Below are 26,250 nucleotides of genomic sequence, written 5' to 3'. Positions count from 1 at the left end.
CAGACCTCTCCCGCGACCACATCGGCGGCCGTACGGCGCGCTTGAACGGGCCGATTGCGGCAGGCGCAGGCGTGCATAGCCTGATGCCGGCCCGATGCCTGCGGGTTACGCGACGGTGACATCGCCGCGATTCCGGACCCGCGTCACACGGAAGGGACCTCCGGGGCCGCCACGTGCACCGCGGCCGTGCGCTGCGTCACGTTCCGGTGGGTGGCATGGATGATCCGGATCGTGACGCAGCGCACGCGATGCGCGATGTGCCCAAGGCCGCGGCGACCGCGGAGTCTCCGCATGCGTCCTGCGTCGTGGCGGCGAAGGACGCCTCGTGGCTGCCGGACAAGGCCACGGGCCGCGGGTTCCGCCCTGCGACGGATGGCGCGACACGTGCCCGTGTCGCGTCCCTGTCGTGCCCCTGTCGTTGGCGCGGCCGGTCACAATCGCGACTCTTGCAGCGCCTCGAAGGCGCACACGGTGAATCGATGATCGTCAGGAAGCTCAGGCTGCAGCGCGGCTGGTCCCAGGCCCAGCTGGCCGAAATGGTCGGCGTGGCCACGCGCACCATCCAGCGGATCGAGCAGGGCCAGCGGCCCAGCCTGGAAACCGCCAGGGCCCTGGCGTCCGTCTTCGGGGTGGACTTCTCAACCTTCCAACCGGACGAGCCCGCCATGCCCACCGAATCCGAACGACCCGCCGACTACGCCGACGCCGGCCCGCGCGACGCAGTGCGCCCTGCCTCCCATGCGGATGCCGACACGCAGGAAGCCCTGCGCCAGGCGCGCATGGCCAAGGAGTTCCTCGACTCCGTGCCCGAGCTGCGGCGCGACGAGCAGGAGGCGATGGTGTACGCCAAGCGCGTCAAGGAGTTCTACGAGTTCCTCGCCACCTGGCTGGTGATCGCGCCCGTCTTCCTGATCGCCTTCCACGACTCGCACCGGGCCAGCATCGTGTACATCATCCTCGGCGCGCTGGGCCTGGGCGTGGTCATCCAGGGGCTGCTGGCCTTCGAGGTGGTCAACCTGCCGTTCTTCGGGCCGGGCTGGGAGCGGCGGCTGGTGGAGCGGCGGCTGCGGCGCAGGTTGTGACGCCGCGGCCGGCCGATGCGTAGGGCAAAAGGTCGCCGGGCCTTGGAGCGCGGGGTATCAGGTGCGGCGCTTCAAGGCCCGGGCCGCTGCATCCGGCCGCCCTCCCGCGGAGCGCCCCGCCGGGCTAGCCTTGCGAGGTTCCGTACGCGGGGAGACAGGGATGAACCAGACCGTCGTAGACCTTGTGACGCCCCACCTGCTGCGCATCGTGGACCTTGCCAGCCAGGCCGACAGGGGCGTGAACGTGGACTGGCACCTGCGCGGCGCCGTCGAGGCGACCATGCGCGAGCTGGGCGACCTGTGGAACGCGCAGGCGCTCGTGGCGGCCTACGTCCACGGGCTCGAGACCGCCGCGGCCCAGGCGCCGAAGGCCCGCCCGGTCTACGTGCGCGTGCTGCAGACCGCCGCCGCCACGGCCCGCGGCCTGCGGCGCGACTGATCGGGCCTGCGCGGCAGAGTCCGCGGGCCGGCCCGGCGCTTGCCGGGCGCATCCGCGCCAGCGTTCGGCGGTCCAGGACACCGGCCAGGCCGGCGCCGGCCGGACAGGGACGGAAACGCGCGCGGCGGCAGGTCGTCGCCCATGGACGGTCGCGATGGATCCTGCGGCGACCTACCAGCCGCTCGCTCCTCGGCAAGCCAGGATGTGAGGGCGGACGCGGACGGGGGCCCCGGGCGGGTTGTTAGGATCCAGACGGACGCCCAAGGGGCCAGCGGAGCGCGTCGATTCGCGCAGGCAGGGGGCTTGTGGTCGAAGATCGTCGGGATCGGCCCGCCTCACCGGCCGCAGCGGGGCGCGGCCTGCCGGCCGCGGCACCGCCATCGGCCGGCGCATCCGCGCGTCACCGCCTGCGGCATGCGCTGGCAGCCGGTCTCCACCCGTACCGGCGCGCGGACGGCGCGCTGCAGGACCTTCCGCCCGGAGCCCGCCGCCCATGAGCACGACGACCGACCCGCAGAGCGCCGACGTGCGCGAGCGCGAGCGCGACCTTCCCGCCGACCCGGGCGTCTACAGGATGCTGCTCGAGTCGACCAACGCGATTCCGTGGAAGCTGGACTGGCCGGATCTGCGTTTTTCCTACATCGGGCCGCAGATCGAGGCCGTGCTCGGCTGGGCGCCGGACAGCTGGCGGACCGTCGAGGACTGGGCCGCGCGCATGCACCCCGAGGACCGTGAGCGCGTGGTGGCCTTCTGCGTGGCGCAGTCGCAGGCGGGCGCCGACCACGAGGCCGACTACCGCGCGCTGAGGAAGGACGGAGGCTATGTGTGGATCCGCGACGTGGTGCACGTGCAGCGCAACGCGCGCGGCGAGGTGAGCAGCCTGGTCGGCTTCATGTTCGACATCAGCGAGCGCAAGCAGGCGGAGGAGGAACTGCTGCGCCTGCACCGCGAACTGGAGGCGATGTCGATGACCGACGCACTCACCGGGATCGCGAACCGGCGCCTGTTCGACCAGCGCCTGGACATGGAATGGAGCGAGTCGCGCCGCAGCGGCACGCCCCTGTCGTTGCTCCTGCTCGATGTCGATTCGTTCAAGCAGTACAACGACTGCTACGGGCACGTGGCCGGCGACGAATGCCTCCGGGCGGTGGCGGGCGTGCTGCGCGGCGCCGCGCGCCGGCCACGCGACGTGGCCGCGCGCCTCGGCGGCGACGAGTTCGCGTTGCTGCTGCCCGACTGTGACGCCGGCTCCGCGGCCGCGGTCGCGCGCGAATGTGCCGAGGCGATCCGTTCGCTTCGCCTGCCGCACGGCGTAGGCGGTGCCGGCGATCTGGTCAGCACGAGCATCGGCGTGGCGACGCGCCGGGCCGAAGGCCGCGACGGGCCGCGCGCGTTCATCCAGGCCGTGGACGACGGAATGTATGCCGCGAAGCGGCGTGGTCGCGGCCGGGTCGAGGTGCTCGACGCGGAGGCATGAGCGCCGCGGGCGGGCCACGGCGCCACTGCGCTGGATGCTGCGGTGCGCGCAGTTGCGCACGACTACGACGCTGAACGGATTCACCCTGTCGTCACGCCGTCTGGGCACCGGTGTACGGGAGTCACGTTTCCGCACACCGGTTACCCGGGCCGCGTGGAATGGGCTATACATCGTGGCACCGGGTCGCCCAGGCATGCGGCGCGACCGGCGATGACCGACTCCGTCACCGGCCTACAGGGGGACTCAGTGACCAGGTATTCCGCTCCGTTCATCGCGGCATTACTGCTCTGCATCGCGGCACCGCTCCCGGCCGGCGACGGCCACGTGGCGCTGATCAAGAGCGTGTCCGGGCGCATCAGCATCATGCAGGGCAGCGCGACGCGCGAGGCGGCGGGCGGCATGCGCCTGCGCGTGTCCGACCGCATCGTGGCCTCGCCGGGTTCGACCGCGGCGATCGTGTTCCGCGACGGGACCATGCTCACGCTGGGCGGCGGCGCCGACATCCGCGTGCGCGACTACGTGTTCGAGCCGAAGGCGAACCGCTATTCGTTCGACGTGTACATGCAGAAGGGCACGGCCATCTACGAGTCCGGCAAGATCGGCAGGCTGGCGCCCGAAGCGGTGAAGCTGGAAACCCCGCGCGCGACCGTTGGCGTGCGCGGTACGCGTTTCGTGATCGAAGCGGGCTGAACCATGCAGGCATCGGCTTCGTGCCGCCGCGGGCGTGCCGCGGCCGCGCTGCTGTCGGCCGTGCTGGTGGCGGCGTGCTCCGTCGCTCCGACCCGCGTCACGCTGCTGCCGGACCACGACGGCCGCGTGGGCGCCGTGGTCGCTTCCAACGCGCATGGCCGGCAGCAGCTCGATCGGGCGTACACGGGCGTCGAGATCGACGCGTCGGGCGCACCGCGGCTGGTCGGGCCCGCGCGCCGGGAGGCCTTCGAGAACAGGCATCGCGCACTGCTCGACGCGCAGCCGTCGCCCCCGCGCAGCTTCGTGCTGCATTTCCTGTTCGACAGCATGGAACTCACGCCGGAGTCGAAGCGGCGCCTGCCCGAAGTGCTCGAGACGGTGCGCGAGCGGCTGCCGACGGAAGTCACCGTGTTCGGTTACACCGACTCGGTCGGCACGCCCGAGTACAACCTGGCGCTGTCGGCCGAACGCGCGCGCGCCGTCGCGGCGATGCTGAAGAAGATCGACCCCGACCTGCCCGTGGAAGTGCAGTACTTCGGCGACAAGGCGCCGCTGGTGCCCACGCGCCCCGGAGTACCCGAGCCACGCAACCGCCGCGCGGAGATCGTCATCCTGTGAACGCGGCGGGCGCGCCACCGCACACCGCCCGCGCCGGCAGGGCAGGGAGGGCGACGTGATCCCACCCCTGGTCCCTGCGGCACGGCCGTCGCGCGCGCAGGCGCTGACGTTCCTGCTCGCCGGCTTCCTTCTCGCGCTGGCCATCGGCATGGCCGGGGCCCAGCGCCTGGGGCCCATCGCACGGCTGGACCACGCGATGCTGGACGTGCTGCTGCGCGTCACCGCGTCGAATACGCCCGCGCGCGGGACGGCGGTCGTCGACATCGACGACGTCAGCCTCGCGGCCGTGGGCCAGTGGCCGTGGCCCAGGTACCGGCTGGCCGCGCTCATCGAACGCATTGCCGCCGAGCGCCCGGCCGCAATCGCGCTCGATGTCCTGCTGCCCGAGGCCGACCGCACCTCGCTGGCCGATGTGCGCAGGACGTTCAAGCGCGACTTCGGCATCGACCTGGCGTTCTCGGGCGTCCCCGATGGCCTGCTCGACAACGACGGCTACCTGGGCCACCGCATGGCGGAGGCCGGCGTCGTCGGTGCGCGCTATTTCTATTTCGACCACGTCACGCGCAATGCCCGGCCCGCGCGGCCCGGCGTCGGATTCCCCGGCGCGCCCGAGCACCTGCGGCTGGACCGGGCTCCGGGCGTGCTCGAGAACGTCGACGCGATCGCGTCGCGGACGCGCAGCACCGGTTTCGTCAACATGCAGGCCGACGCCGACGGCGTGCTGAGGCGGCTGCCGCTGCTGATCGAACACCGCGGCGTGGTGCATCCGAGCCTGGCACTGGCGGCGACCATGCGCGCCCTGGGTACGTCGTCGGCGACGGTGGTGGACGGGCGCGACGGCGCGTCGATCCGCATCGGCCCGCACACGGTGCCGGTCGACCGCGCGGGACGTGCGCTGCTGCGTTTCGACGGCCCGCCATCGACGATACCCGGCGTGGCCGCCGTGGACGTGCTGGCCGGCAGGCACGATGCCGGCAGCCTGAGCGGACGCATCGTCTTCATCGGCTCGTCGGCCGTGGGCCTCAACGACCTGCATGCGACGGCGCTGAGCCGCAGCTTCTCGGGCGCCCGCATCCACGCGGTGCTCGCGCAGAGCATCCTCGACGGCCGCGTGCCGCGCCTGCCCGACTGGGCCGGCAGCGCCGCGCTGGTGGCAGGCCTGCTGCTGGCGGTCGGTCAATGCAGCCTGTTCATGGCCGGCCGGAGCCTGCTGGTGCTGGGCCTGGCGACGGCGGCAGCCGCCGTGGCGCTCGCGGTTCTCGCCTGGGCGGCGTTCGCGGGGCTGGGCGTGGTTCTTCCCGTCGCCACGCCGCTGCTGGTGCTGGCCGCACTGCTGGTGATGGGCTTTGCGACCCGCTTCGTCATGCACCAGCGGCACGCGCAGCGCTGGCGGCGCCAGCTGGAGAACGCCCGGCAGGTCACCATCGAGTCGATGTCCGCCGTTGCGGAGACGCGCGACCCGGAGACGGGAGCGCACATCAAGCGCACGCAGCACTACGTCAGGGCCATCGCGCGGCAGCTGCGCGCAGGCGGGCATTACACCGAGATCCTCACCGACGAGTACATCCACCTGCTGTTCCTGTCCGCGCCGCTGCACGACATCGGCAAGGTGGGGGTGCCGGACCACATCCTGCTCAAGCCCGGCCCGCTGACCGCGGACGAATGGGTGATCATGCGCAAACACGCCGAGTTCGGGCGGCAGATCATCCTCAGCACCTCGCGCCACATCGACGGCGACAATTTCCTCACGATCGCCAGCGAGATCGCCGCCACGCACCACGAGCAGTGGGACGGCTCCGGCTATCCGGCGGGCCTGGCGGGGCAGGCGATCCCGCTGTCCGGGCGCATCATGGCCGTGGCCGACATCTACGATGCGCTGATCAGCCGCCGCTGCTACAAGGAGCCGTTCCCGCATGCCCAGGCGATGGACATGATGCGCGCGCTGCGAGGCCGCACCTTCGACCCGGTGGTGCTGGATGCATTCCTCGCGATCGAAGGCGAGATCACGCGCATCGCGGGCATCTTCCGCGACGAGGACGAGCCCGAGACGGTGATCCGCGTGCGTGCTTCCGGCCGCGCGGAGCGGGTCCTGCCGGAGGCTGTCGGCCCCTGACCGGAACGGTCGTACGGTTCGCATCGGCTGCGTGCGCGGGCCGTCGCGCGATCAGGCGCCGGATGTGGCGGGTGCGGGTGCGCCGTCGCGTCGCAGCGTCGCGGCCCGTGGATGTGGCGTCCGCCGGGCCGGCGGAGGAGGCCGACGCATCACCGTCATCATCCCGGGTCGCGCGCATGCATGCTCGCGCGCTTGGCCGCGTACATGGCCGCGTCCGCATGGTCCAGCAGCACGTCCGCCGTGCAGCCGTCGGCAGGACATGCGGCGGCGCCGATGCTGGCGGCAATGCGCCGTGGGCCGCCGTCGAGTTCCACCGGAAGCGCGAGCTGGGCGTGCATGGCCTCGACCAGGGTATGCGCGGCGTCGGCATCGCAGCCGGGGAGCAGGGCGACGAACTCGTCGCCGCCGATGCGCGCGACCACGTCGCCATGCCGCAGGCCGGCCTGCAGGCGCCGTGCCACCTCGACCAGCACACGGTCGCCGGCGTCGTGGCCACGTTCGTCGTTGATGGCCTTGAAGCCGTCGAGGTCGACATAGAGCAGGGCGAGCGCCTCGCCGGTGCACGCCGCGCGCGCCAGGGCCTGCTCGAGCAGTTCGCGCAGGCGCCGGCGGTTGACCAGGCCGGTGAGCGCGTCGTGGTTGGCGCGATGCTCCAGGTCCTGCTCGGCGCGGCGAAGCTCGCTGATCTCGCGCGCCACGGCCACGCGCACGCCGTGCTCGGGCAGCCACTGGGCGGACCACAGCAGGTCGACCGCATGACCGGCGCTGTGCAGGTAGCGGTTGCGGAAGTGGCGGTCGCCCAGGCCCTGCATCAGGCGCGCGGCCTGCTGGCGGGTGGCGTCGCGGTCGTCCGGATGGACAAGGTCGAACATGCGGCGGCCCAGCAGCGTGTCGCGCGGGTAGCCCAGGATCCGCTCGAAGGCCGCGCTGGCGTAGAGCAGCACGCCGTCGGCATCGACCACGCAGAGCGCGTCGGGCATCAGGTCGAGCAGCTCGGTCAGGGGCGGCAGCTTGCCGGTCATGCCCGCATTGTGACCGGTTGCGGCGCGTGGATTTGAACGGACGCGAAGGGGGCATCAACCGCGTGCGAGGCGGCTTCAGGACGAGGCCGGGTGCGCCTTACTGCAGCCGGGTCTGCGAATGCGGCCGGATCCACCCTGTCCGGTCGAGGACGTCTGCCGGCGCGCGGCTGCCATCGCTGCCGGTGCAAGCACGTCGCGATCGGCGGTTGGCATCGCCGCCTTGTTCTTCCGCACTCCGCAATGAACACAACAGGTGCGAATCGCGACATTCCGCCCCGATGCGGGCAGAGTAGGTGTCGCCCGAGGAAGCAGTGATCGGGCGCTGCACGCGTCCGGCCGGCCCGGCGGCACCGGGCCCGGTATCTGCGAGAGCCTCGGCGTGGGAGGAGTCATGAACGCCTTGATCCGCACATTGCTGCATCCGATGCAGCACAGGACCGGGCACGCACCGCCATCGCCACGACGCGCTCCGCTGAGGACGGGGTGGCCTTCGCTGTCGGTGCCGACCGGAACACACCGCCGCAGCAGCGATGCCAGGGACTGGTATCCCGACGGGCCTTACGACCCGTGGAAGCGCTGAAGTCGAGGAGACGCCGGGGCGGCAGTCCCATTCCCGGGACGTCGATTGACCGGTGGCGTGGTGGCAAGCGCCGATCGGTCTGCCGGTGCCGCATCGTCCTGGCGCGGAGCGCCTGCGGTCGAACAGCCATTTCTGCTGGTGATGGCTCGATGCGACTTCGCGGCGCTCTGTCGGCCAGCCCGCACGAGGCGGCCGCACCCGCTCGCAGGCAGCTACGAAGCGGCCGGCAAGTGGTTCGGCCGCTTCGGGAGCATGCACTTCAACGCCGCTTCGTTTCGTATCCCGCTCGTCATCATGCAGGCATGCGGGCCGACGGATGGTCGCGTATGAGGCGCGGCGCAAACGCGATGGGCGGATAGTGGCGTCGCGGCGTGCCCACGGGCGCGGCCGCTTGCGTGCACGATGGAGGACATCCCCATGAACCGATACGGCAGCCTCTGCATCCTGGGAATGGCAGCGGGCCTCGCGGCCGCAGTCGCGGTGGCGGCACCCCCGACGAAGAAGAAACCCGCTTCCGCCGATGCGACGCTCGTCCGCAGCGCCATGTCGGCCGCACCGCGCAAGGTCGCCGAGACCGCGACGATCGTCGTGGCGAACAAGGACGGCAGCATGCGGACGCTGCGCACCGGCAGCGGAAACTTCACCTGCATGCCCGACAACCCCACGACACCCGGGCCGGATCCGATGTGCATGGATGCAGCCGGGATGGAATGGGCGCATGCATGGATGACGCGCGGGATCCCGAAGACGGGACGGGTGGGGCTGATCTACATGCTCGGCGGTGGCACCGATGCCAGCAACACCGATCCGCACGCGAAGGCGCCCACGGCCGGCAATCACTGGGTCAAGACCGGGCCCCACATCATGATCGTAGGTGCCGACCCGGGGTTCTACGCGGCCTATCCGCGGGACGCTTCGCCCGACACGTCGGTTCCCTACGTCATGTGGCCGGACACGCCCTACCAGCACCTGATGGTGCCGGTGAAGTGACGCGCCGGGGTGCGTGACCACGTGGCCACGCACCGGAACCCGGCGTGGCGGCGCGGCATGCCCCGCGTCCGCCCCGTTTCAGGCGCCGTACGGATCGGGTCGGCGGCGGGGAATGTGCGGCGCGGTCCGTCGCGTGACGGCGCATGCAGCGGGAGCCGGCACAATGTGCGCCCCACGGTGCCCGCGCGCGTCCATGTCCCTGCTGCGTCTGTCCCTGATCTTCCTGCTGATCGCCCTCAATACCGTCGTCCACGTGGGACCGCTGCTGGCCGTGGCGCTGCTCAAGGCGCTGCTGCCCTCCGCGCGGTTGCGCCGCGCGAGCGATCCGCTGCTGACCGGCATCGCCGAGAGCTGGATCAGCGTCAACAGCTGGGCGCTGGGGCAGCTCACCGCCACGCGCATCGACGTGGCAATGGACGCCCGCCTCCACGCGGACGGCCATTACCTGATGCTGGCCAACCACCAGAGCTGGGTGGACATCATCGTGATGCAGAAGGTGTTCAACCGGCGCATTCCGCTGATGCGCTTCTTCCTCAAGCGCCAGCTGTTCTGGGTGCCGCTGCTGGGGCTTGCGTGGTGGGCACTGGATTTCCCTTTCATGGGCCGCTACACGAAGAAGCAGATCGCACGCCGCCCCGAGCTGGCCGGGCGCGACATCGAGGCCACGCGGCGCGCCTGCGAGAAGTTCCGGGCGATCCCGGTGTCCATCGTGAACTTCGTCGAGGGCACGCGCTTCACCCCGGCCAAGCATGCGCGCCAGGGCGCGCCCTACCGGCACCTGCTGAGGCCGAAGGCCGGCGGCGTGGCCTTCGTGCTCGACGCGATGGGCAGCGGTCTGCACGCGATCCTCGACGTCACCATCGCCTATCCCGGCGGACGCCCGTCGCTTGCCGACCTGCTCGGCGGGCGCGTGCGCGAGGTGCGCATGCACGTGCGGGAGCGGCCGATTCCGCAGGAACTGCTCGGCGGCGACTACCAGAACGATCGCGCCTTCCGCGTGCGCTTCCAGCAATGGATGAACGGCCTGTGGGAGGAGAAGGACGCCATGGTCGAGCGCCTGCTGGCGGGCGGTGACGGCACGCCAGAGGCCACGCGCGCCTGAGCGGGCGATCGTGGCTGCATGTTGCCCCGCTCGTGCTCGTGGGGGGGCGGCATTGCCGCGGATGCGAACAGGAAAAGGCCCCGCCGCGGACGGCAGGGCCTTTCGAGGTCGAACCATGGCTGCGGCGTCGTGACGCGCCCCGCCGGGAGAGAGAGGGGCGACGGGGCGCGCCCCGCCGCCTTGCCATGGGCTTACCTGGCGCCGAACTCCCAGCGCGCCTCGAGGTACAGCGCACGGCCGTACGGATTGAACTGCGCGCTGTTGTAGGGCTCGTCGGAGCTACCGGGGTAGCTCGCGTCCAGCGGCGGCATCTCGTCGAGCAGGTTGTTGACCATGAGCGACAGCGACAGCGCGTCCGTCGGGCGGTAGTCCATGCTCAGGTTGTACAGCGTGAACGGCGCCAGCTTGCGCGCGGCCGGATCCTCGTACGAATCGTCGACGCGGGCCCGGTAGTTCGGCGTGTGGCCGATGCGGTTGGCGTAGAGCGTCGCACCCCAGTTGCCACGGCTCCAGGTCACCGACGCGTTGGCCTTGCTCTTGGGGTCGCAGCTCCAGCCCGGGCTGCGCAGCAGGTCGATGGGCTCGTCGCCCGCGAACTGCGTGAACTCGTGCTTGAGGTTGTTGGTGTAGGAGCCGCGGAAGAGCAGGTCGCCGAAGCTGCCGATGCCGACGCGGTAGCTGGCGTTGAGCGTGAGCGCGCTCAGCACCTCCAGCGCCTCGTTCACCTTGGGCGTGCAGATCTCGACGATGGCACCCGTGCTGTCGCGGACGATCTTGGAGATCGCGTCCTGGCAGACCGGCGAATTGATGTCGTAGCCGGCGGTGCCGGTACGGCAGTAGATCTCGCGCAGCGCCAGCCCGGCGGCGCTCTGCTGGCCCACCTCGTCGGTGATCTCCCAGTGGTGCAGGTCCGCGCCGACCGAGAACTTCGCCGTCTGGAGCCCAGACCACGCCCGCGCTCCAGACGTCGGCGTTCATCGGGCGCAGGTCCAGGCTGCCGGACGTGGTGCCGAAGTACTGCACGCTGCTGTAGCGCGCCGGGCAGTTGTCGATGTCGGACGGACCGTAGCCCTGCTGCTGGCAGGCGTAGTAGTCGGGCACGAACGAGTAGTAGCCGCTCTCGCCTTGGAACTGGTCGGCCAGGGTGGGCGCCTTGAACGCCGTGCCGTACTTGCCGCGCAGCAGCAGGCTCTGCACCGGGCGGTACTCCAGGCCCAGCGAGTAGGTGGCCTTGCCGACGCTGTCGGCGCCGTCGGGCGCGAACCGGTCGTAACGTGACGACAGCGACACGGTCAGCGGCTCCAGCACCGGCAGGCGCAGCTCGCCGATGCCCGCGTAGCGATCGCGGCTGCCGCCGCCGCTCACCGCGGTGGTGCCCCAGATCTCGCCGTTCAGGAGGCGTGCGTCGGGCGTGTAGTCCCAGGTCTGGTGTCCGCCTTCGACGGCGAGCGCGACGCCGGTATCGCCGCCCGGCAGCGCGAACAGCGCGCTGTTGGTCAGCTGCACGCGGCTGAGCACGTCCGAGGTGCTGCTGCGCGAGCGGATGTAGCCGGTGAAGCTGGCCAGGTCGGCGGGCGAGATGGGCGAGTCGAAGCGCCCGTAGTCGGGCGTGAACACCGGGTACTCGCCGAAGTACGGGTCGACGCCCAGCTGCGGGCCGAGCACGTTCTGCTCGAACCAGTCGTTGATGGGATCGGCCAGGCGCGCGAAGCCGTGCTCGTCGAGCGCGTAGCGCGTGCCCGAGACGAACGCGTCGTAGCCCCAGCCGGTCTCGCCGACCACGCCGCGCGCACCGAGCGTGGCGGGCCAGGAGCGGCTCTTGGCGATGTCCATGGCGTCCTCGTAGCCGCCCTCGCCGAACTCCTCGGGCGCGAAGCCGCGCTGCAGGTTGACGAAGCCGTCGACCGCCGGATCGTAGAAGTAGCCCCACTTCACGCCCGTGCCCCACCCGTTATAGCCCGCGCCGGCGTGGTAGCGCACGTTCTCGCGGCTGTAGAGCACGTCGCCGTAGAGCTGGTGGTTGGCCCCGAGGTCGTAGGTGGCATGCACAGAGGCCTGCGCGGCCTCCTTGCCGTTCATCAGCGTGCGATAGCCCGGGGTGAACAGCGAGCCGCAGTACTGCCCGTAGCCCGGGCGTGTCTGCAGGGCTTCGGTGCCGCCGAAGAAGCCGGTGACGTTGGAGCAGGTCGCGCCCGTCGGGAACACGTAGCCGTAGTCGTCGAAGCCGGCCGTGCCGATGTTGCGGTAGCCGTAGACCAGCAGGTCGCGGCTGGCCAGGGCGGGCGTGGTCCCGTTGCGGTTGTACTGCCGGGTGATGTCGCGCTCGAAGCCCCAGATCGGCTCGCGCTTTTCGTACTGCGTGCCGACGAGCAGGTTGAAGCGGTCGTCCAGCGCCGAGAAGGTGGTCGCCGCGCTGACGCGCGCGCTCTCGCCGCCGCCTTCGCTGTGGCCGCCGACGCGCGCGCTGAGCACCGGCGCGTCCAGGCGCTTCTTCAGGATGACGTTGACCACGCCCGCGATCGCGTCGGAGCCGTACAGCGACGACTGGCCGCCGGGCAGGATCTCGATGCGCTCGACGAGGTCGATCGGGATGCCGCGGATGTTGTTGAACGTGTCGCTGCCGTTGTACAGCGCCGGATAGTCGGCCATCGGGCGGCCGTCGATCAGGTACTTCGTGTAGCCCACGGAGAGGCCGAACAGGCTCATCGTCTCCGCGCCCTGGGTGAAGCCCGCGGACGTCTGGCCACCCTGCACGCCGCCGGTGGAGAACGAGCTCTGCTGCAGCGCGTCCGACACGCTGACGAAGCCACGCGCCTTCATGTCCTCGGCCGAGAGGACGGTGACGGGGGTGAACGTTTCCTTGGCGGTCTACGGAATGAGCGAGCCGGTGACGACGACGCGTTCGAGTTCCTGCTGCGGCTCGGCTTCGGCGGCGGGCGTGTCGTCCGTGGACGAGGTGGCTTCCTGGGCCCACGCGGCGGCGGGCATGAACATGGCAATGAGCAGCGCGCCGGTCAGGCGGCTGCGGACCATCGTGACTTGCTTGAGCGACATCTAGTGGATAACCCCGATTGGGAAAGAGATAACAGCCTCCGTGCTGCATGGACGTCAGGTCATTGACCAACGGAAACCTAACATCCGCACGACGCTCGCATCGCACGTCAAATGGAACGCTTGCTGAAGCGCACGGCGTTCGCTTAACCGCTCACGCGACCTGTCGTATTCGCATCTTCCGTCTCGCCATGTGCTCATGCGCGATGCGTATATGCGTGGCGTACGAAACTGCGACGCATGCAGTCGGCAACCGTGCAGTCGTGTGCTAACGGCGATGCAGGTCGTGCCGGCCCGCCATCCGTGTGGTGGCGCGTGCGTGCACGCACGAACAGGGCCTCTGGCCCGCGCGAAAGAAGGCCCGCAGCCGCTGCGAAGGCCACGCGCAGTCGACAGCGCATGGGAGACCATGCGGACCTCGCAACTTCCGGAGATCGCCATGCTGCAGGTCATCGACAGTGCAGACGACACCGTGGCCGTGTGCGTCGCCGAGCGGATCACGAGCGCGGACCTCGACGCCGTGCTCGAGCGCCTCCAGGCCGCGCTGGCCCGGCATGGCACGGTGCATGTCTACCTGGAGACGCGCGGTATCGACGGCCTGGAACTCGACGGGCTGCGTGCGCACACGGCACGTGCGACGCCGCTGCTCGGGCGGCTCGGCCAGTTCGGGCGCATCGCCGTGGTGGCCGACCAGGCATGGGTTCGCTGGCTCACCCGCGCCGAAAGCGCCCTGCTGCCGTTCGTGAGCTACCGCGTCTTCGAGCCGTCGCAACGCGAGCAGGCGCTGGCCTGGGTGGGTGCGGGCGCGCGCGGCTGAGCGCGCCGCGCACGACGCCGGCAACCAACGATGCGGAATCGCCACGTGCGGTGCATCCAGCGGAGGAGGACCGAGATGAAGGCCGTTCGTTTCATCGCCCCCGGGCGACCCGCGGAAGTGGTGGACCTTCCGGTACCCGCACCTGGCCCGGGCCAGGTGTTGCTGCGCGTGGCCGGCGCCGGCGTCTGCCACTCCGACCTGCACATCCTCGAGCACGACTTCGGCTTCCAGGGGCCGTTCACGCTGGGCCACGAGAACGCGGGCCACGTGGCGGCGCTGGGCGAGGGCGTGCAGGGCTTCAAGGAGGGCGATGCGGTGGCGGTGTACGGCCCCTGGGGCTGTGGGCGCTGCCGCACCTGCCAGACATCGGCCGAGAACTACTGCGAGAACCACGCCGCGATCGTGTCCTTCGGCGGCGGGCTGGGCTCGGACGGCGGCATGGCCGAATACATGCTGGTGCCGTCGCCGCGGCTGCTGGTGCCTCTGGGCCCGCTGGACCCGGTGGCGGCGGCGCCGTTGAGCGATGCGGCGCTCACGCCCTATCACGCGATCCGCAAGGCCCTGCCGGAGCTCACGCCGGACACCTGCGCGGTGGTCATCGGAATCGGCGGACTGGGCCACATGGCGGTGCAGCTGCTGCAGGCGCTCAGCGCGTGCACGCTGATCGCCTGCGATGTCGACCAGGCCAAGCTGGCGCATGCGCGAGAGCTGGGCGTGCGGCATACGATCGACACCCGCGATGCGGAGAGCGCATTCGAGGCCATCCGTGCGATCACCGGCCCGCGTGGCGCGAAGGCGGTGTTCGACATCGTCGGCTCGCAGGCCACGGTCGATCTCGCCGCGCGCGTGGTCGGCCGCGACAGCCGAATCGCGATCATCGGCCTGGCCGGCGGCGTGCTGCGCTATGCGGCCAACAACCCGCCTTACGGATGCACCGTGGAGGTGCCGTACTGGGGCTCGCGAACCGAGCTGATGGAAGTCATCGCGCTGGCGCAGGAGGGCCGCATCCGTGCGCAGGTCGAGCGATTCCCGCTGGAGCAGGCGCCCCAGGTGTACCAGCGGCTGGCCGCGGGCGGCATCCGCGGCCGCGCCGTGCTGACGCCCTGACTCGGGTCAGCGCGCGGGCGCGGGCTCGGTCGCCTTCGCGGCGCGGGCTTCGCGCTTGCGGGCGTCCTTCTCGTCCTTCTGCTTCTTCTTGGCGATCTCGCGCTGACGCTTCTCGAAGGCGTAGTTCGGCTTGGGCATGCGATTCTCCGTCAGGGGGTGCGGCGCGTGCCACGCGCGCGAACGACCGGTGCGACCGCATCCGCCACGGGCTCGGCCGGCTTGATGTTCTTGAGCATCGGCGTGTTGCCGAGCACCTCCACGGTGCCGCCGGCCGCCCTGAATGCCGCCATGTGCGCGCTGATGTGCTCGCTGGTGATCTGCCGCGAGACATCGGCGCGGCGGTTGAACGGCGCGGACGCCGGCGTGCTGGTCTTCGTGCTCACAGTGCTCCTCCGAGCAGGGTGGATTCGATGCGGCTGCGGCCGTCGCGCTGGTAGTCCTCGCGCACTGCCTCGCAGTACGGGCCGCCCATGCGGAAGCGTCGGCAGACCTCGGGGCGTGCGTCGTAAATCGAGCAGCACATGCGCGCGGCGTCGATGGCCACGCACCAGCCCTCCTGGTCGCGCGCCATCACGCGCAGGCCTCCGAGCTCCGTGGTCAGGTGCTCGGCGATGCCGTCCTCGGGCTGCACGACCACGGTCAACCGGCAGCAGACTGCGTCGCAGCGCGCGCAGTCGGCAACGGGCTCGGCCAGGACGGCGCTCATGCGGCCACCCGTTCGCGGCGGAAGGAACGCGTGCGCATGCGGGCCTCGCCACTGGCCCGCAGGGGCACGAAGCCGTGTGCGGCCAGGGCGCGCGGCAGGTGCGCGCCCGGTCCGCGGCCGGGGTCGACCACCACGGCTTCCGCCTCGTCGTCGGCATAGCCCGCGATGGCATCGGCCAGCAACTCCGCCTGGCCGGGTTCGTACATCACGTCGCTTGCGATCACGAGGTCGAAACGCCCGAGCGTGGGGAGGTGTCGCGTCCAGTCCACGCGGCGGTAGTGCAGGGCCGGCAGTCCGTTGAGCGCGGCGTTGTATGCGAGGAAAGGCTCGGCGAGCGGATGCACGTCGGAGGCGACGACGTCAGCGCCGCGGCGCTGCAGCACCAGGCTCGCCAAGCCGATGCCGCAGCCGAGTTCGAGGATGCGCTTGCCGGCGACGTCGTGGTCGTGCATGGCGTGGGCAAGCTGCTCGCCTGAGGCCCAGAGCTGACCGAACAGGGGCCATTGCGCACTGGAAGTGCCGGCATCGGCGGCATGGCCGTCCGGATCGGCGAACTGCTGGCGATCGCTCAGAACGCGCAGCTTCCAGACGTCGCCGTGGACGGCGACTTCCTGGATGCGTGTGGAATAACCGGGAATGACGCTGCTCCCGAAGGGGCGTCCGCGAAAGGCGGGTGCGCGTGGAGAGAGCGAGACGGGCGGCCGGGGCCGGCGAAGCGCGCGTATGGAACCGAGACCCCATCCTACGCCGATCGGGCGCCGCGCGGGTCGTGGACATGGCGCCCGGCTGAACGACACCCGGCGGAATCGGCTCATGTCGCGGCCGTCCATGAAGCGTTTTCCGCTTGACGCCGGCGAGCCGCGCAGCGCAGCGTTGGGACGGTAGCCAGGGCGTCGGGGAGGGCGCGATGGACCGGATCGGGGTGGATTCCGCGGCGGAGCGGCCCTTCCTCGTGCCCTGCCGGCACGTGCCCTGGCACGCGCCCTTCGCCTGGCTCGCCGCGGGCTGGCGCGACCTGCGACAGGCGCCCGGGCTGAGCGCGGCCTTCGGCCTGGTGGTGGCGCTGGTGAGCCTGCTGGTCGCGGCCATGGGCTGGTGGCTGGGCCGCTTCGCGTTGCTGGCCGCGCTGCTGTCGGGCTTCGTATTCGTCGCGCCGCTGCTGGGGGCGGCGCTCTACGGCGTCAGTCGCGCGCTCGAACGCGGACACCCGCCCCGTGCCGCCGACTGCGTCGGGCGCGCGCGGCGCATCGCCGGGCAGGCCGCGGTATTCGGCATCGTGCAGATGATCGTGCTGCTGCTGTGGTCACGCGCCGGCATGGTGGTGAACGCGCTGGTGACTATCGAGGACGGCAGCCTGCGATCGCTGGTGGAATTCCTGGCGATAGGCTCGGCCATCGGCGCCGTCTTCGCCGCGCTCACCTTCGCGGCGAGCGCGTTCTCGCTGCCCATGGTGGCCGACCGCGACGTCGACATGGTCACGGCGCTGCTGTCGAGCGTGAACGCGGTGCTGCGCAACAAGCCCGCCTGCGCGGTATCGGCGGTTCTGATCGCGCTGCTGACGGCGCTGGGAATCGCGACCGCCTTCGTCGGCCTGGTGCTGGTGATGCCATGGCTGGCCTATGCGGCCTGGCACGGCTACCGCGCCATCCTCGATTCGGAAGGATGGCCGGCGCTGGACTGAGCGCCGGCCGCCGGCTCAGGGCGCCGGGTCGAGCGCGGGATAGTCGGTATAGCCCCTGGCTCCACCGCCGTAGAACGTGTCGCGGTCGGGCGTGTTGAGCGGCGCGTTCTCGCGCAGGCGGCGCACCAGGTCGGGGTTGGCGATGAAGGCGCGGCCGAAGGCCACGGCGTCGGCCCGACCCTCGCGCACCGCGGCTTCCGCCATGTCGCGGTCATAGCCGTTGTTTGCGATCCACGCGCCGCGGAACTTCGCGCGCAGGGCGGCATAGTCGAAGGGCAGGTTGTCCCGCGGCCCACCGGTGGCACCCTCGATGACGTGCACGAAGGCGATCCCGAGCGCGTCCAGGCGCTCGACCGCGCGTTCGAACAGCGCCTGCGGGTTGGAATCGTGCATGTCGTTCACCGGCGTGACGGGCGCCAGGCGCACGCCGGTGCGTTCCGGCCCGATCTCGCGCGCCACCGCCTCCACCACTTCGAAGAGAAGGCGCGTGCGGTTCTCGATGCTGCCGCCGTAGGCGTCGTCGCGCCGGTTGCTGCCGTCGCGCAGGAACTGGTCGATGAGATAGCCGTTGGCGCCGTGCACTTCCACGCCGTCGAAACCGGCATCGATCGCATTGCGCGCGGCCTGGCGGAACTCCTCGACGACGCCGGGGATCTCGTCGATGCCGAGCGCACGCGGTTCGGAGACGTCGACATAGCCTTCCGGCGCGAAGGTCTTGGTGGACGCGCGGATCGCGCTCGGAGCCACCGGCACTTCGCCGGGCGGCAGCAGCGAGACGTGCGAAACGCGGCCGACATGCCAGAGCTGCACCACGATGCGTCCGCCGCGGCGATGCACCTCGTCGGTGACGCGCCGCCAGCCCTCCACCTGCTCGCGCGTGTAGATGCCGGGGGTGGCGATGTAGCCCTGGGCCAGCGGCCCCACCTGCGTGGCCTCGCTGATGATCAGCCCCGCGCTGGCGCGCTGGCCGTAGTACTCGGCCGCGAGCGGCGACGGCACCAGGCCTTCGCCCGCGCGGCTGCGGGTCAGGGGCGCCATCACGATGCGGTTGGACAGCTCGAGGGCGCCGATGCGCACGGGGTCGAACAGGGAAGGCACGGCGGGAACGGGCGACGGAGATACGGCCATGGCGTCATCGCATGTCGGGGGAAGCACGAAGATGGGGGCGGCCGGGTTAGCCACAGCTCAAAGCGGCCGCGACGCAGTGTTGCGCGGGCATGCATGTGGGCGACACGGCGGCCGGCGGACGCCCGGCGCGCATGCCATGGTCGCTCGATAATGCGCGTTTTCCGCCCGTGCCCGCGCCATGTCCATCGTCCTGACCGACTTCGCCCGTCCACGCCTGTTCCCGCGCGAGCCGCGCCGCAACACCATCCAGGACATCACGCCCGCGCAGTTCGTCGAGCATCTCAACACGGTGCCGCCGCTGCGGGTGCTCGATGGCTATGCGCCGTTCTGCAAGCTGCACGTGCACCGCAACTGGACTTCCACCCGCTGCCTGGCCGTGCCGATCACCGAAGGCAACCGCCACCTGCTGCGCTCGGACTACGAGGCCCGCACTACCGACGAGCTGCCCGTACTGGTGCGCTGGTTCGAGGGGCTGGAGCCGCCCGTGGCGAACTTCCTTATCCCCATCCTCTACAGCCGCGCGCAGCTGGCCAGGGAGGGCACGGCGATCGATGCCGACTGGGGCGTGGTGGGTTGCATGTACACCATGGAGCCGGAGGAGACGCCGATGGCGCCGATCACCATGATGCGCAATGCGCTGGGCGTGGAGGAGGGCGGCTCGGGCGTGCCGATCGATCGCGAGGCCTATCGCCGCAGCGTGGAGTTCTGGCGCGGCCACGCCAACTGGCGCGGCTGAGGCGGTTCAACCCCGCGGTCGCGCGACGGGCAGCTGCCAGCCGCGCCGGATGGCGAGCACGCGCAGCGCGATGCAGGCCAGCGCGCCCGCCCCGGCCACGGGGGCGGGCGGCAGGTCGAGGGCGCGTCCGCACACCACCACCAGGGCGCCGAGCAGCGCGGCGACGGCGTAGAGCTCGCGCTGCAGCACGCCGGGAATCTGCATGACGAGCACGTCGCGCACGATGCCGCCGCCCACGCCGGTCAGCACGCCGAGCAGCACGGAACCCACCGGCCCGACCCCGTGGTCGAGCGCCTTGCCCGCACCGATCACGGCGAACAGGCCCAGGCCCACGGCATCGGTGAGCTGCACCGGGTTGCGCAGCCGCTCGATGGTTTCGTAGCGATAGAACGTGAGGAGCCCGGCGACGGCGGCGAGCGCGGGATAGCGCCAGTCCAGCAGGGCTGCGGGCGGGGTCGCGCCCAGCAGCGCATCGCGCAGGATGCCACCCGCGCTGGCGGCCGCGAAGGCGAGCACGAGCACGCCGAACAGATCCAGGCCGCGGCGCACGCCCGCCGTCGCCCCGCTGATGGCGAAGGCGAAGCTGCCGATGAAGTCGATCGCGGTGACGAAGCCGAATGACATGGGACGCGGCGCGGAGGGACGCGGCATGGTAGCGGCGCGGACACGGCGCGGCAGCCTTCAGCGACGGCCCGCGTGGAAGTAGACGCGCTCGGCCGCCCAGCGCAGGGGCGGGGAGTGCAGCAGCAGGTCGAAGGGCCAGTCGAACTGCAGGCGGTCGTAGGCCCAGCGCAGCGCCCGCTTGGTGCGGAAGCGCGGCGCGGCGTCGATGGCCGCCGGTTCCGGCGCGGGGCCGCCGTCGCGAAGATGCGCCGCGAGCGCCCGTCCCACGGCCCAGCCGTGCTCCCAGGCCGAATGGATCCCGCCGGCGGTCAGCGGCGAGACGATGCCGGCGGCGTCGCCGACCAGGATCGCTCCGTCACGGGCCATGTCGAACACCGGCCCGCTGCACGGAATGAGGCCGGCACGCGTATGCCCGGGTCGCAGGTGACGAGGCAGCCCGCCGGCCTGCCCGACGCGCAGCAGGAAGCCGTCGATGTCGGGCACGCGGGCGCGGGCGGGGTCGTGACGCAAGGCCAGCCCGGCCTGGATGCCGGCCGGGCTCTGCGCGATCCAGCCGATGTAGCCGGGCGCGTAACGCTTGCTGATGAAGCAGTGAAGCGCGTCGGGCTGCGCGATGCGGCGCGCCCCGGTGAAGGCGGAGCCGAGGCGCAGGTCGACGCCCTGGGCGCGCATCCGTTCGGCCAGCCAGCGCATCACGGCGGGCGTGTCGGTGGTGAGGAAGTAGTAGCCCGGCGCGGCGAGCGCGACCTGCGCGAGGCTGGGCGCGTACAGGCGCACCTGCTCGATGCGCCGGGTCATCGGCGCGGGCAGTTCGTTGAGCAGCGTTCGCTCGGCCGCCTCTGCGAAGTGGCGGCCGTCTGGCGCGTGCTCGGGGCGCGACCTGGGCTCGCGTGCCGCAGGCCGCGCGTGGTCCCCGGGCTTTCCAGCCGGAACGTCCCATGGGGGTCGAAGCTGCGCCGCTTCGTGAGCGATCGCGGGCGCTGCGCCGTCGGCGCACAGCAGTCGAACTTGCCGGCGGTGGCGACGCTGGCGCGGGCGAGCGCGGTCGGGCTGTCCAGGGGACATGCGCGCGGAATGCCGGGCTTCTTTGTGGGGCACTTCGCTGGTGACGTGGAGTTATCCCGACATCCGCCGTGGCGACAGTCCCTTCAGGCGTGTGCACGGCGCCGTGTTCCTTGCCGCTTTCGCGGCACGGAAGCTCTCGGGCTGTAGGCTCACCAGATGATGAGCGCGACGTTCAGTGCGAGCAGCCCGACAAGAAGAAAGGCGGCGGAGCGTTCGGCTTGGCGCGTGTTCACAGGTCTCCCCTCCAGCCCACCGTCCGGGCTGCAGGGCGATGCTCGGCAGGCACGGGTCAGCTCCGCGTGATTCCTGCGGGTACCGTTAAGCGACCGTTGCGGAAGCGGCGCCGTCAGCGTCGTATCGCGAACACGCCGTCGAGTTCGGGGCGCGCCTCGAAGCCGACGGTGGCCAGGCGTCGCGCCACCTCGCGCGGAACATCGCGGCCGCTGGTAAGCCGGTTGGGGCTGCCGGTGTAGTGGAAGAGGCGGCCACCGCGTCGCAGCACGCGCGCCAGTTGCGCGTAGAAGGCCTGCGAATACAGCTCGCCCGCGATGCCGAAGCGCGGCGGGTCGTGCAGGACCGCGTCGAACGAGCCGCTCGCCAGGCCCGCGATTTCCTTGGACACGTCGCCCTGCGATAGGCGGAGTCGCCCACCGGCTTCCGGCGCATCCGGATCGGGCGACCAGGGGTTGAGGCTGCGCAGCCACAGCACGTCGGGATTCTTCTCGAACGAGCGCACGCTGGCCGCGCCGGCCTCCAGGCAGCCGGCGGCGAAGTAGCCCAGGCCGCCGCAGGTATCGAGCACCGCCTTGCCACGCGGCTGCACCAGCGCCACCTTGCGCCGCGCATCCTCCAGCGGCGACGCCTTCGACGTGGGCAGCATCTTGATGCCGTCGATCTCGAAGGTGGGCACGCCCCATCCGGTCGGCACCAGCTTGATCAGCGAGCCGGCGTAGCGCGCGACCGGCGCGAAACCATCCCCGGTCCAGTAGTACAGCGTGCGGTCCTTCAGGCCCTCCGGGTAGGGATAGGCGACGCCGCGCCATTCCCAGGCCTCCGCGTGGAGGCGTGCGATGTCCGTGGAGCGTCCCAGATCCAGCGAACCTTCCCACGAGGCTTCGCGGCGATCGCGGGCGGTGCGCAGCGCGGCCGCATCGTGGTGCGTCAGCAGGGGGGCGGAGTAGCGGGGCACGGAGACGCCTCGTCGGGTTCGCGGCGCGGATGGTCGCATGCGCGGCGCGCGGCAGCGCGCCTCGTGCCCGGTGCTAGAGTCGGCGCCCCATCCGAGTTGCCACGCCATGAACGCGATCGCCCGTTTCTATCCCATCGGTGAGCCGGGCCGGCCCTGGGGCCCGGCGGAACGTGCCGCGTGGCGTGCCCGCCAGGTACGCCAGCGCAGCTATGCCGACGATGTCCTGCGCGCCGTGGACGCGCTGCGCGGGCAGCTGGACGTCGTCGAGTACGGGCGGCTGGACTATGGCGACGACGGCGTCTTCCCCCTGGTCGCGATCCGCAGCCGCAACTGGAGCGGCGACCGTCCGATCGCGCTCGTCACCGGCGGCGTGCACGGCTACGAAACCAGCGGCGTGCACGGCGCACTGCGTTTCGCGGCAGAGCACATGCACGACCATGCCGGGCGCATGGACGTGCTGGTGGCGCCCTGCGTGAGCCCCTGGGCCTACGAACGCATCCACCGCTGGAACCCCGATGCGGTGGACCCGAACCGTTCCTTCCGCGAGAACAGCCCCGCGCAGGAGTCGGCCGCGCTCATGGATCTGCTGGCGCCGCTGCGCGCGCGCGTGCTGGTGCACGTGGACCTGCACGAAACCACCGACACGGACGAGAGCGAGTTCCGGCCCGCGCTGGCGGCGCGCGACGGCAAGCCCTTCGAGCCCGGCGGCATTCCCGATGGCTTCTACGTCGTCGGCGACGCCGCCAATCCGCAGCCGGGTTTCCAGCAGGCCATCATCGAGGCGGTGTCGCGCGTCACCCACATCGCCCCGCCGGATGCGCAGGGCCAGATCATCGGCTCGCCGGTGGTCGCGCCCGGCGTCATCCACTACCCGGTGCGCGAACTCGGCCTCTGCGCCGGCATTACCGATGCGCGTTACGTGACCACGACCGAGGTCTATCCCGACAGCGCGGCCGCCACGCCCGAGCAGTGCGTGCAGGCCCAGGTGGCCGCGGTACGTGCGGCGCTGGATTACGCGTTGGCGCAGGGCTGAGGATCGGGCCCCGGCGCGGGCGGTGGCCGAGGCTGCCGGCGCGGCGGCCCACCCCGTCCACGCCATGCAGGCAGCTGGCAGGCGACAGTGGCCGCTCGCCGTGGAGAACGCCTGTGAGAAACCCCGTCGCCTGCGCCGCCTTCCTCTGGCTGCTCGCCGCATGCTCGGCACCGGACGACGGGCGCATGCAGGACACGGCGCCTTCGGCCGCCCCGGCGCGCGGGCAGGTGGCCGGCAACGGCCCCGCGGCGGCAGCGCAGGGGGACGGGGCCGCGGCCGACGCCCCCGCGGCGCCCGGCCCGGTGGCGGAGATGCGGGACGAACCGTTCGACGGCGCGACGATCCCCGCGCGCTTCCACGGCCTCTACGCGGCCCAGGGTGCCTGCGAAAGCAGCGGCGAGACCAGCCGGCTCCTCATCGCGGCCGACGCGGTGGGGTTCCACGAAAGCCGCGGACGCGTGCTGCGGGCGCGGGGTGAGGGCGATGCGCTGGTGGTAACGCTCGCCCTCGCCGGCGAGGGCGAAACCTGGGAGCGCGACTACCGCTTCGGCCTGGCGGACGGCGGGCAAGGGCTGGTCGATGCCGACAGCGGGCTCGTGCGGTTGCGCTGCGCGAAGGCGGGCTGAGCGGCAGCGGGGCGGCGGGGCATGCGCGCGCCGCGCCGTCGGTCAGGGAGTATCGTCGCCGGATGCCTGGACGGAGCCGCCCCCATGGCCACGCGAAAGACCGCCGACGATTTCCACCCCGAAGTCCTCCGCCTTTTCGACCGCTACGTGCACGGGCTGATCGACCGGCGCGAGTTCCTGTCCGGCGCGGCGCGCTTCGCCGTGGGTGCGACCACCGCCGCCGGCCTCCTGGCCGCACTGAGCCCGCGGTTCGCCGAAGCGCGCCAGGTGGCGCCCGACGATGCGCGGCTGGATGCGCGCTACGTCCGGTTCCCCTCGCCCAAGGGATACGGCACGGGTCGCGGGTATCTGGTGCGACCGGCGAAGGCCCGCGGCAGCCTGCCCGTGGTGCTGGTCGTGCACGAGAACCGCGGGCTCAATCCGCACATCGAGGACGTGACCCGACGGCTGGCGCTGGAGGGCTACATCGCCTTCGCACCCGATGCGCTGTTCCCGCTGGGCGGCTACCCGGGCGACGAGGACGAGGCCCGCGGCGCGTTCGCGAAACTCGACCAGGCCAAAACCCGTCAGGACTTCCTGGCCGCGGCGGACATGCTGGTGAAGATCCGGGGCGGGAATGGGCGCCTGGGCGTGATCGGCTTCTGCTACGGTGGCGGCATGGCCAATTTCCTTGCCGTGCAGCGTCGCGACGTGCTGGCCGCGGCGCCCTTCTACGGCAGCGCCCCGCCGGTGGAAGACGTGCCCAGGATCCGCGCCGAACTGCTGGTGGTGCTGGCGGCCAACGACGAGCGCATCAATGCCGGCTGGCCGGCGTATCGCGCGGCACTGGAGCGGGCGGGGGCGCGCTATGCGCTCTACCAGCCACCCGGCACGCAGCATGGCTTCCACAACGACACCACGCCCCGCTACGACGAGGCCGCCGCCCGCGAGGCCTGGAAGCGCGCGATGGCATTGTTCGACCGCGCGCTGCGCGGCGGGCGCACGGATGGTCGCGGCGGCTAACGCGGCGCGCGCCGACCCCGCGCGTCGCGACGACCCTCCCGCAGCCGCGTGTCGCGAACCGCTCCTCAGCGCGGCGGTTCTTCCTCGTCGTCGTCCGACACGTCGCGCGACGTTCCCGAATCGCTGCCTGCCATGGTGGCCCGGCCGCTGAGCTGCGAGGCGCTGCTGGAACTGGTGCGGCCGCGGACATCGTCGGACGTGCCGACCGCGCCATAGGCGCCGACGGCGCGGCTGCCGGCCGCCGCGGCCGCCGCCGCCCCTGCGGGCGCATTCGAGGTGGTGCCCACGCGGGCCGGGGGCGGCTCGTCGCCGGAGGTGGCGCAGGCGGTCAGCGCGAGGGCGAGCAGGGCAACGAGGGGCGGGAGGGCGTTCATCGGTCGTACTCCGTGGCTGCGGGCGCGTGGTGCGGCCGGCGGACGGGCCGCGCGCAGGGATCCGGTTCGATGCGGCATCCGGAAAGGGCGCCGTGCGCGGGTCGCAGGTCGCGCCGGCGATATCCGCCTTATGCGGCCGCCCCGGTGAGGGACGCGTGCGCGCCACCGGGCCGGGGCACCGGGAACGCGCCGTCCGCCTGAACCGTTGGCGCGCCGGCAGCCGTCCGGGACTTCCGGCCCAGGTCTACGGGCGGCGCGGCGCCGTATCCTCGACGGTCGTCACGCGCCACTCACGGCGCCGGGAGAACCGACTTGAAGAAGACCCTGCTCGCACTGGCCACCGGCGCCGCGCTCGCGCTCGCCGCCCCGCTGCATGCCGACGAGTCCGAGGGCTGCCTCGACGCCGCCTGCGACCTGCGCGCGCTCTACGCCGACGACAGCGGTGCCGGCTCCGGTGCCGCGACCGCCACCGCCATCGAAGCCAAGCGCCTGGGCCGCTGGGGCATCGACACCGACGGCATGGACACCCGCGTCAAGCCGGGCACCGACTTCTTCGGCTACGTCAACGGAACCTAGGCGAAGACCACGCCGATCCCGGCCGACCGCTCGAGCTACGGCGGCTTCGCCGTGCTGCGCGACCTGTCCGAAGCGCGCGTGCGCCAGCTGGTGGAGAGCTACCCGCCGGCCGACCCCGCCACCGGCGGCGACCAGGCCAAGATCTCCGCGCTCTACCGCGGCTTCATGGACGAGGCGGCGATCGAGAAGCTCGGCGCCAAGCCCTTGCAGCCCGCGCTCGACGCCATCCGCAAGGCGAAGTCGAAGGAGGACATCGCCGCGCTGATGGGCCGCTCCAATGCCGGTTTCGGCCGCAGCTTCTTCGGCATGGGCGTCTCCGACGACCAAAAGGATCCGGACCGCTACACGCTCTACATGAGCCAGTCCGGCCTGGGCCTGGGCGACCGCCAGATGTACCTGGACGAGAAGTTCGCGCCGCAGCG

At 71.5% G+C, this 26,250-nt stretch carries 28 protein-coding genes and 3 pseudogenes; 17 read left to right on the top strand and 14 right to left on the bottom strand.

Annotation, left to right across the window (positions count from 1 at the left end; translation table 11 throughout):
* The first annotated feature begins 215 nt into the window (after window positions 1-215).
* The 6 genes from EYQ95_RS13070 to EYQ95_RS13045 all read left to right on the top strand — a co-directional run bounded on the left by EYQ95_RS13070 (window position 216) and on the right by EYQ95_RS13045 (window position 6,419).
* Window positions 216-1,082: a helix-turn-helix domain-containing protein gene (locus EYQ95_RS13070; RefSeq protein WP_165924726.1), complete on the top strand. Its 867-nt coding sequence runs from the start codon at window positions 216-218 to the stop codon at window positions 1,080-1,082.
* A 160-nt stretch (window positions 1,083-1,242) separates the two neighbouring features.
* Complete coding sequence (locus tag EYQ95_RS13065; RefSeq protein WP_132327647.1) at window positions 1,243-1,521, top strand: hypothetical protein; 279 nt, start codon at window positions 1,243-1,245, stop codon at window positions 1,519-1,521.
* A gap of 493 nt (window positions 1,522-2,014) precedes the next feature.
* Window positions 2,015-2,998 carry a GGDEF domain-containing protein gene (locus tag EYQ95_RS13060; protein ID WP_132327646.1) on the top strand — a complete coding sequence of 328 codons (984 nt, stop codon included), beginning with the start codon at window positions 2,015-2,017 and terminating at the stop codon, window positions 2,996-2,998.
* Between the two features lie 210 nt (window positions 2,999-3,208).
* Window positions 3,209-3,688, top strand: a complete 480-nt coding sequence (locus EYQ95_RS13055; protein ID WP_132327645.1) for a FecR domain-containing protein — start codon at window positions 3,209-3,211, stop codon at window positions 3,686-3,688.
* Window positions 3,689-3,691: 3 nt separating this feature from the next.
* Window positions 3,692-4,306, top strand: coding sequence for an OmpA family protein (locus tag EYQ95_RS13050; RefSeq protein ID WP_132327644.1), 615 nt, complete (start codon window positions 3,692-3,694; stop codon window positions 4,304-4,306).
* A gap of 55 nt (window positions 4,307-4,361) precedes the next feature.
* Window positions 4,362-6,419 (top strand): CHASE2 domain-containing protein, encoded by a 2,058-nt coding sequence (locus EYQ95_RS13045; RefSeq protein ID WP_132327643.1) that lies wholly within the window; start codon window positions 4,362-4,364, stop codon window positions 6,417-6,419.
* 158 nt (window positions 6,420-6,577) lie between these two features.
* Here EYQ95_RS13045 and EYQ95_RS13040 read toward each other — a convergent pair whose 3' ends face one another.
* Window positions 6,578-7,441, bottom strand: a complete 864-nt coding sequence (locus tag EYQ95_RS13040; protein ID WP_243699917.1) for a sensor domain-containing diguanylate cyclase — start codon at window positions 7,439-7,441, stop codon at window positions 6,578-6,580.
* A 997-nt stretch (window positions 7,442-8,438) separates the two neighbouring features.
* Here EYQ95_RS13040 and EYQ95_RS13035 point away from each other — a divergent pair.
* Both EYQ95_RS13035 and EYQ95_RS13030 read left to right on the top strand, forming a co-directional pair.
* The gene (locus EYQ95_RS13035) at window positions 8,439-9,011 is read left to right on the top strand and encodes a hypothetical protein (RefSeq protein ID WP_165924725.1); all 573 of its coding nucleotides are present in this window, start codon (window positions 8,439-8,441) and stop codon (window positions 9,009-9,011) included.
* Window positions 9,012-9,204: 193 nt separating this feature from the next.
* Entirely contained in the window at window positions 9,205-10,113 is a 909-nt protein-coding gene (locus EYQ95_RS13030; protein ID WP_132327642.1) for an acyltransferase, read from the top strand.
* A gap of 191 nt (window positions 10,114-10,304) precedes the next feature.
* Here the strand turns inward: EYQ95_RS13030 and EYQ95_RS27085 are convergent, their stop codons facing one another.
* From EYQ95_RS27085 to EYQ95_RS27070, 4 genes and pseudogenes are all read right to left on the bottom strand, one after another.
* Window positions 10,305-10,448, bottom strand: coding sequence for a hypothetical protein (locus EYQ95_RS27085; protein ID WP_343142195.1), 144 nt, complete (start codon window positions 10,446-10,448; stop codon window positions 10,305-10,307).
* A gap of 45 nt (window positions 10,449-10,493) precedes the next feature.
* Window positions 10,494-10,820: pseudogene (locus EYQ95_RS27080) on the bottom strand (TonB-dependent receptor); the annotation flags it as partial.
* Between the two features lie 286 nt (window positions 10,821-11,106).
* Window positions 11,107-12,933 (bottom strand): annotated as a pseudogene (locus tag EYQ95_RS27075) (TonB-dependent receptor plug domain-containing protein); the annotation flags it as partial.
* Window positions 12,934-12,981: 48 nt separating this feature from the next.
* Entirely contained in the window at window positions 12,982-13,167 is a 186-nt protein-coding gene (locus tag EYQ95_RS27070; protein WP_343142182.1) for a hypothetical protein, read from the bottom strand.
* Between the two features lie 436 nt (window positions 13,168-13,603).
* Here EYQ95_RS27070 and EYQ95_RS13020 point away from each other — a divergent pair, with 436 nt between their 5' ends.
* Together EYQ95_RS13020 and EYQ95_RS13015 are read left to right on the top strand one after the other, a co-directional pair.
* Window positions 13,604-13,981: an STAS/SEC14 domain-containing protein gene (locus tag EYQ95_RS13020; RefSeq protein WP_132327641.1), complete on the top strand. Its 378-nt coding sequence runs from the start codon at window positions 13,604-13,606 to the stop codon at window positions 13,979-13,981.
* A 75-nt stretch (window positions 13,982-14,056) separates the two neighbouring features.
* Window positions 14,057-15,088: an NAD(P)-dependent alcohol dehydrogenase gene (locus EYQ95_RS13015; RefSeq protein ID WP_132327640.1), complete on the top strand. Its 1,032-nt coding sequence runs from the start codon at window positions 14,057-14,059 to the stop codon at window positions 15,086-15,088.
* A gap of 6 nt (window positions 15,089-15,094) precedes the next feature.
* Here EYQ95_RS13015 and EYQ95_RS26990 read toward each other — a convergent pair whose 3' ends face one another.
* Genes EYQ95_RS26990 through EYQ95_RS13000 form a run of 4 tightly spaced genes read right to left on the bottom strand, consistent with a single transcriptional unit; the run spans window position 15,095 to window position 16,624 of the window.
* On the bottom strand, window positions 15,095-15,226 hold the full coding sequence (locus EYQ95_RS26990; protein WP_256432822.1) for a hypothetical protein: 132 nt from the start codon (window positions 15,224-15,226) through the stop codon (window positions 15,095-15,097).
* Between the two features lie 11 nt (window positions 15,227-15,237).
* Window positions 15,238-15,471: a hypothetical protein gene (locus EYQ95_RS13010; RefSeq protein ID WP_132327639.1), complete on the bottom strand. Its 234-nt coding sequence runs from the start codon at window positions 15,469-15,471 to the stop codon at window positions 15,238-15,240.
* Window positions 15,468-15,794 carry a YkgJ family cysteine cluster protein gene (locus EYQ95_RS13005; RefSeq protein WP_132327638.1) on the bottom strand — a complete coding sequence of 109 codons (327 nt, stop codon included), beginning with the start codon at window positions 15,792-15,794 and terminating at the stop codon, window positions 15,468-15,470. Before EYQ95_RS13005 ends, EYQ95_RS13010 begins: the two co-directional genes overlap by 4 nt.
* Window positions 15,791-16,624: a methyltransferase gene (locus EYQ95_RS13000; protein WP_370451242.1), complete on the bottom strand. Its 834-nt coding sequence runs from the start codon at window positions 16,622-16,624 to the stop codon at window positions 15,791-15,793. Before EYQ95_RS13000 ends, EYQ95_RS13005 begins: the two co-directional genes overlap by 4 nt.
* A 77-nt stretch (window positions 16,625-16,701) precedes the next feature.
* On the opposite strand from EYQ95_RS13000, the gene EYQ95_RS12995 reads away from it, so the two are divergent.
* A complete protein-coding gene (locus EYQ95_RS12995; RefSeq protein ID WP_132327637.1) occupies window positions 16,702-17,475 on the top strand; it encodes a DUF2189 domain-containing protein in 774 nt (257 codons plus the stop codon).
* Window positions 17,476-17,490: 15 nt separating this feature from the next.
* On the opposite strand, the gene EYQ95_RS12990 is transcribed toward EYQ95_RS12995, so the two are convergent.
* Entirely contained in the window at window positions 17,491-18,603 is a 1,113-nt protein-coding gene (locus EYQ95_RS12990; RefSeq protein ID WP_132327636.1) for an alkene reductase, read from the bottom strand.
* A 178-nt stretch (window positions 18,604-18,781) separates the two neighbouring features.
* Between EYQ95_RS12990 and EYQ95_RS12985 the strand changes: the two genes are divergently transcribed.
* Window positions 18,782-19,339, top strand: coding sequence for a DUF3228 family protein (locus tag EYQ95_RS12985; RefSeq protein WP_132327635.1), 558 nt, complete (start codon window positions 18,782-18,784; stop codon window positions 19,337-19,339).
* Window positions 19,340-19,345: 6 nt separating this feature from the next.
* On the opposite strand, the gene EYQ95_RS12980 is transcribed toward EYQ95_RS12985, so the two are convergent.
* From EYQ95_RS12980 to EYQ95_RS12970, 3 genes are all read right to left on the bottom strand, one after another.
* The gene (locus EYQ95_RS12980) at window positions 19,346-19,963 is read right to left on the bottom strand and encodes a trimeric intracellular cation channel family protein (protein ID WP_132327634.1); all 618 of its coding nucleotides are present in this window, start codon (window positions 19,961-19,963) and stop codon (window positions 19,346-19,348) included.
* A 57-nt stretch (window positions 19,964-20,020) separates the two neighbouring features.
* The gene (locus tag EYQ95_RS12975; protein ID WP_132327633.1) at window positions 20,021-20,761 is read right to left on the bottom strand and encodes an NAD(P)/FAD-dependent oxidoreductase; all 741 of its coding nucleotides are present in this window, start codon (window positions 20,759-20,761) and stop codon (window positions 20,021-20,023) included.
* A 613-nt stretch (window positions 20,762-21,374) separates the two neighbouring features.
* Window positions 21,375-22,256, bottom strand: coding sequence for an SAM-dependent methyltransferase (locus tag EYQ95_RS12970; RefSeq protein WP_207916419.1), 882 nt, complete (start codon window positions 22,254-22,256; stop codon window positions 21,375-21,377).
* A gap of 67 nt (window positions 22,257-22,323) precedes the next feature.
* Between EYQ95_RS12970 and EYQ95_RS12965 the strand changes: the two genes are divergently transcribed.
* The 3 genes from EYQ95_RS12965 (at window position 22,324) to EYQ95_RS12955 (ending at window position 24,878) form a co-directional block, all read left to right on the top strand.
* Window positions 22,324-23,250 carry a M14 family metallocarboxypeptidase gene (locus EYQ95_RS12965; protein ID WP_132327631.1) on the top strand — a complete coding sequence of 309 codons (927 nt, stop codon included), beginning with the start codon at window positions 22,324-22,326 and terminating at the stop codon, window positions 23,248-23,250.
* A 113-nt stretch (window positions 23,251-23,363) separates the two neighbouring features.
* Window positions 23,364-23,876 carry a hypothetical protein gene (locus EYQ95_RS12960; RefSeq protein WP_132327630.1) on the top strand — a complete coding sequence of 171 codons (513 nt, stop codon included), beginning with the start codon at window positions 23,364-23,366 and terminating at the stop codon, window positions 23,874-23,876.
* Window positions 23,877-23,960: 84 nt separating this feature from the next.
* Window positions 23,961-24,878 carry a dienelactone hydrolase family protein gene (locus tag EYQ95_RS12955; protein WP_132327629.1) on the top strand — a complete coding sequence of 306 codons (918 nt, stop codon included), beginning with the start codon at window positions 23,961-23,963 and terminating at the stop codon, window positions 24,876-24,878.
* Between the two features lie 65 nt (window positions 24,879-24,943).
* Here EYQ95_RS12955 and EYQ95_RS12950 read toward each other — a convergent pair whose 3' ends face one another.
* Window positions 24,944-25,252, bottom strand: coding sequence for a hypothetical protein (locus tag EYQ95_RS12950; protein WP_132327628.1), 309 nt, complete (start codon window positions 25,250-25,252; stop codon window positions 24,944-24,946).
* A 312-nt stretch (window positions 25,253-25,564) separates the two neighbouring features.
* Here EYQ95_RS12950 and EYQ95_RS26800 point away from each other — a divergent pair, with 312 nt between their 5' ends.
* The gene (locus EYQ95_RS26800; protein WP_243699916.1) at window positions 25,565-25,828 is read left to right on the top strand and encodes a hypothetical protein; all 264 of its coding nucleotides are present in this window, start codon (window positions 25,565-25,567) and stop codon (window positions 25,826-25,828) included.
* 51 nt (window positions 25,829-25,879) lie between these two features.
* Window positions 25,880-26,239 (top strand): annotated as a pseudogene (locus tag EYQ95_RS26985) (M13 family metallopeptidase N-terminal domain-containing protein); the annotation flags it as partial.
* Window positions 26,240-26,250: the final 11 nt, after the last annotated feature.

The sequence above is a fragment of the Lysobacter sp. N42 genome (genome assembly GCF_004344885.1).
This window is presented reverse-complemented; position numbering and strand designations above follow the sequence as displayed.

What these genes read in the sequence shown, in the direction of transcription:
- EYQ95_RS13070 (WP_165924726.1), top strand. Translation starts at nt 216, where the DNA reads ATGGATGATCCGGATCGTGACGCAGCGCACGCGATGCGCGATGTGCCC.
- EYQ95_RS13065 (WP_132327647.1), top strand. Translation starts at nt 1,243, where the DNA reads ATGAACCAGACCGTCGTAGACCTTGTGACGCCCCACCTGCTGCGCATC.
- EYQ95_RS13060 (WP_132327646.1), top strand. Translation starts at nt 2,015, where the DNA reads ATGAGCACGACGACCGACCCGCAGAGCGCCGACGTGCGCGAGCGCGAG.
- EYQ95_RS13055 (WP_132327645.1), top strand. Translation starts at nt 3,209, where the DNA reads ATGACCGACTCCGTCACCGGCCTACAGGGGGACTCAGTGACCAGGTAT.
- EYQ95_RS13050 (WP_132327644.1), top strand. Translation starts at nt 3,692, where the DNA reads ATGCAGGCATCGGCTTCGTGCCGCCGCGGGCGTGCCGCGGCCGCGCTG.
- EYQ95_RS13040 (WP_243699917.1), bottom strand. Translation starts at nt 7,441, where the DNA reads ATGACCGGCAAGCTGCCGCCCCTGACCGAGCTGCTCGACCTGATGCCC.
- EYQ95_RS13035 (WP_165924725.1), top strand. Translation starts at nt 8,439, where the DNA reads ATGAACCGATACGGCAGCCTCTGCATCCTGGGAATGGCAGCGGGCCTC.
- EYQ95_RS13030 (WP_132327642.1), top strand. Translation starts at nt 9,205, where the DNA reads ATGTCCCTGCTGCGTCTGTCCCTGATCTTCCTGCTGATCGCCCTCAAT.
- EYQ95_RS27085 (WP_343142195.1), bottom strand. Translation starts at nt 10,448, where the DNA reads ATGGTCAACAACCTGCTCGACGAGATGCCGCCGCTGGACGCGAGCTAC.
- EYQ95_RS27070 (WP_343142182.1), bottom strand. Translation starts at nt 13,167, where the DNA reads ATGTCGCTCAAGCAAGTCACGATGGTCCGCAGCCGCCTGACCGGCGCG.
- EYQ95_RS13020 (WP_132327641.1), top strand. Translation starts at nt 13,604, where the DNA reads ATGCTGCAGGTCATCGACAGTGCAGACGACACCGTGGCCGTGTGCGTC.
- EYQ95_RS13015 (WP_132327640.1), top strand. Translation starts at nt 14,057, where the DNA reads ATGAAGGCCGTTCGTTTCATCGCCCCCGGGCGACCCGCGGAAGTGGTG.
- EYQ95_RS26990 (WP_256432822.1), bottom strand. Translation starts at nt 15,226, where the DNA reads ATGCCCAAGCCGAACTACGCCTTCGAGAAGCGTCAGCGCGAGATCGCC.
- EYQ95_RS13005 (WP_132327638.1), bottom strand. Translation starts at nt 15,794, where the DNA reads ATGAGCGCCGTCCTGGCCGAGCCCGTTGCCGACTGCGCGCGCTGCGAC.
- EYQ95_RS13000 (WP_370451242.1), bottom strand. Translation starts at nt 16,624, where the DNA reads ATGGACGGCCGCGACATGAGCCGATTCCGCCGGGTGTCGTTCAGCCGG.
- EYQ95_RS12995 (WP_132327637.1), top strand. Translation starts at nt 16,702, where the DNA reads ATGGACCGGATCGGGGTGGATTCCGCGGCGGAGCGGCCCTTCCTCGTG.
- EYQ95_RS12990 (WP_132327636.1), bottom strand. Translation starts at nt 18,603, where the DNA reads ATGGCCGTATCTCCGTCGCCCGTTCCCGCCGTGCCTTCCCTGTTCGAC.
- EYQ95_RS12985 (WP_132327635.1), top strand. Translation starts at nt 18,782, where the DNA reads ATGTCCATCGTCCTGACCGACTTCGCCCGTCCACGCCTGTTCCCGCGC.
- EYQ95_RS12980 (WP_132327634.1), bottom strand. Translation starts at nt 19,963, where the DNA reads ATGTCATTCGGCTTCGTCACCGCGATCGACTTCATCGGCAGCTTCGCC.
- EYQ95_RS12975 (WP_132327633.1), bottom strand. Translation starts at nt 20,761, where the DNA reads ATGACCCGGCGCATCGAGCAGGTGCGCCTGTACGCGCCCAGCCTCGCG.
- EYQ95_RS12970 (WP_207916419.1), bottom strand. Translation starts at nt 22,256, where the DNA reads ATGCGACCATCCGCGCCGCGAACCCGACGAGGCGTCTCCGTGCCCCGC.
- EYQ95_RS12965 (WP_132327631.1), top strand. Translation starts at nt 22,324, where the DNA reads ATGAACGCGATCGCCCGTTTCTATCCCATCGGTGAGCCGGGCCGGCCC.
- EYQ95_RS12955 (WP_132327629.1), top strand. Translation starts at nt 23,961, where the DNA reads ATGGCCACGCGAAAGACCGCCGACGATTTCCACCCCGAAGTCCTCCGC.
- EYQ95_RS12950 (WP_132327628.1), bottom strand. Translation starts at nt 25,252, where the DNA reads ATGAACGCCCTCCCGCCCCTCGTTGCCCTGCTCGCCCTCGCGCTGACC.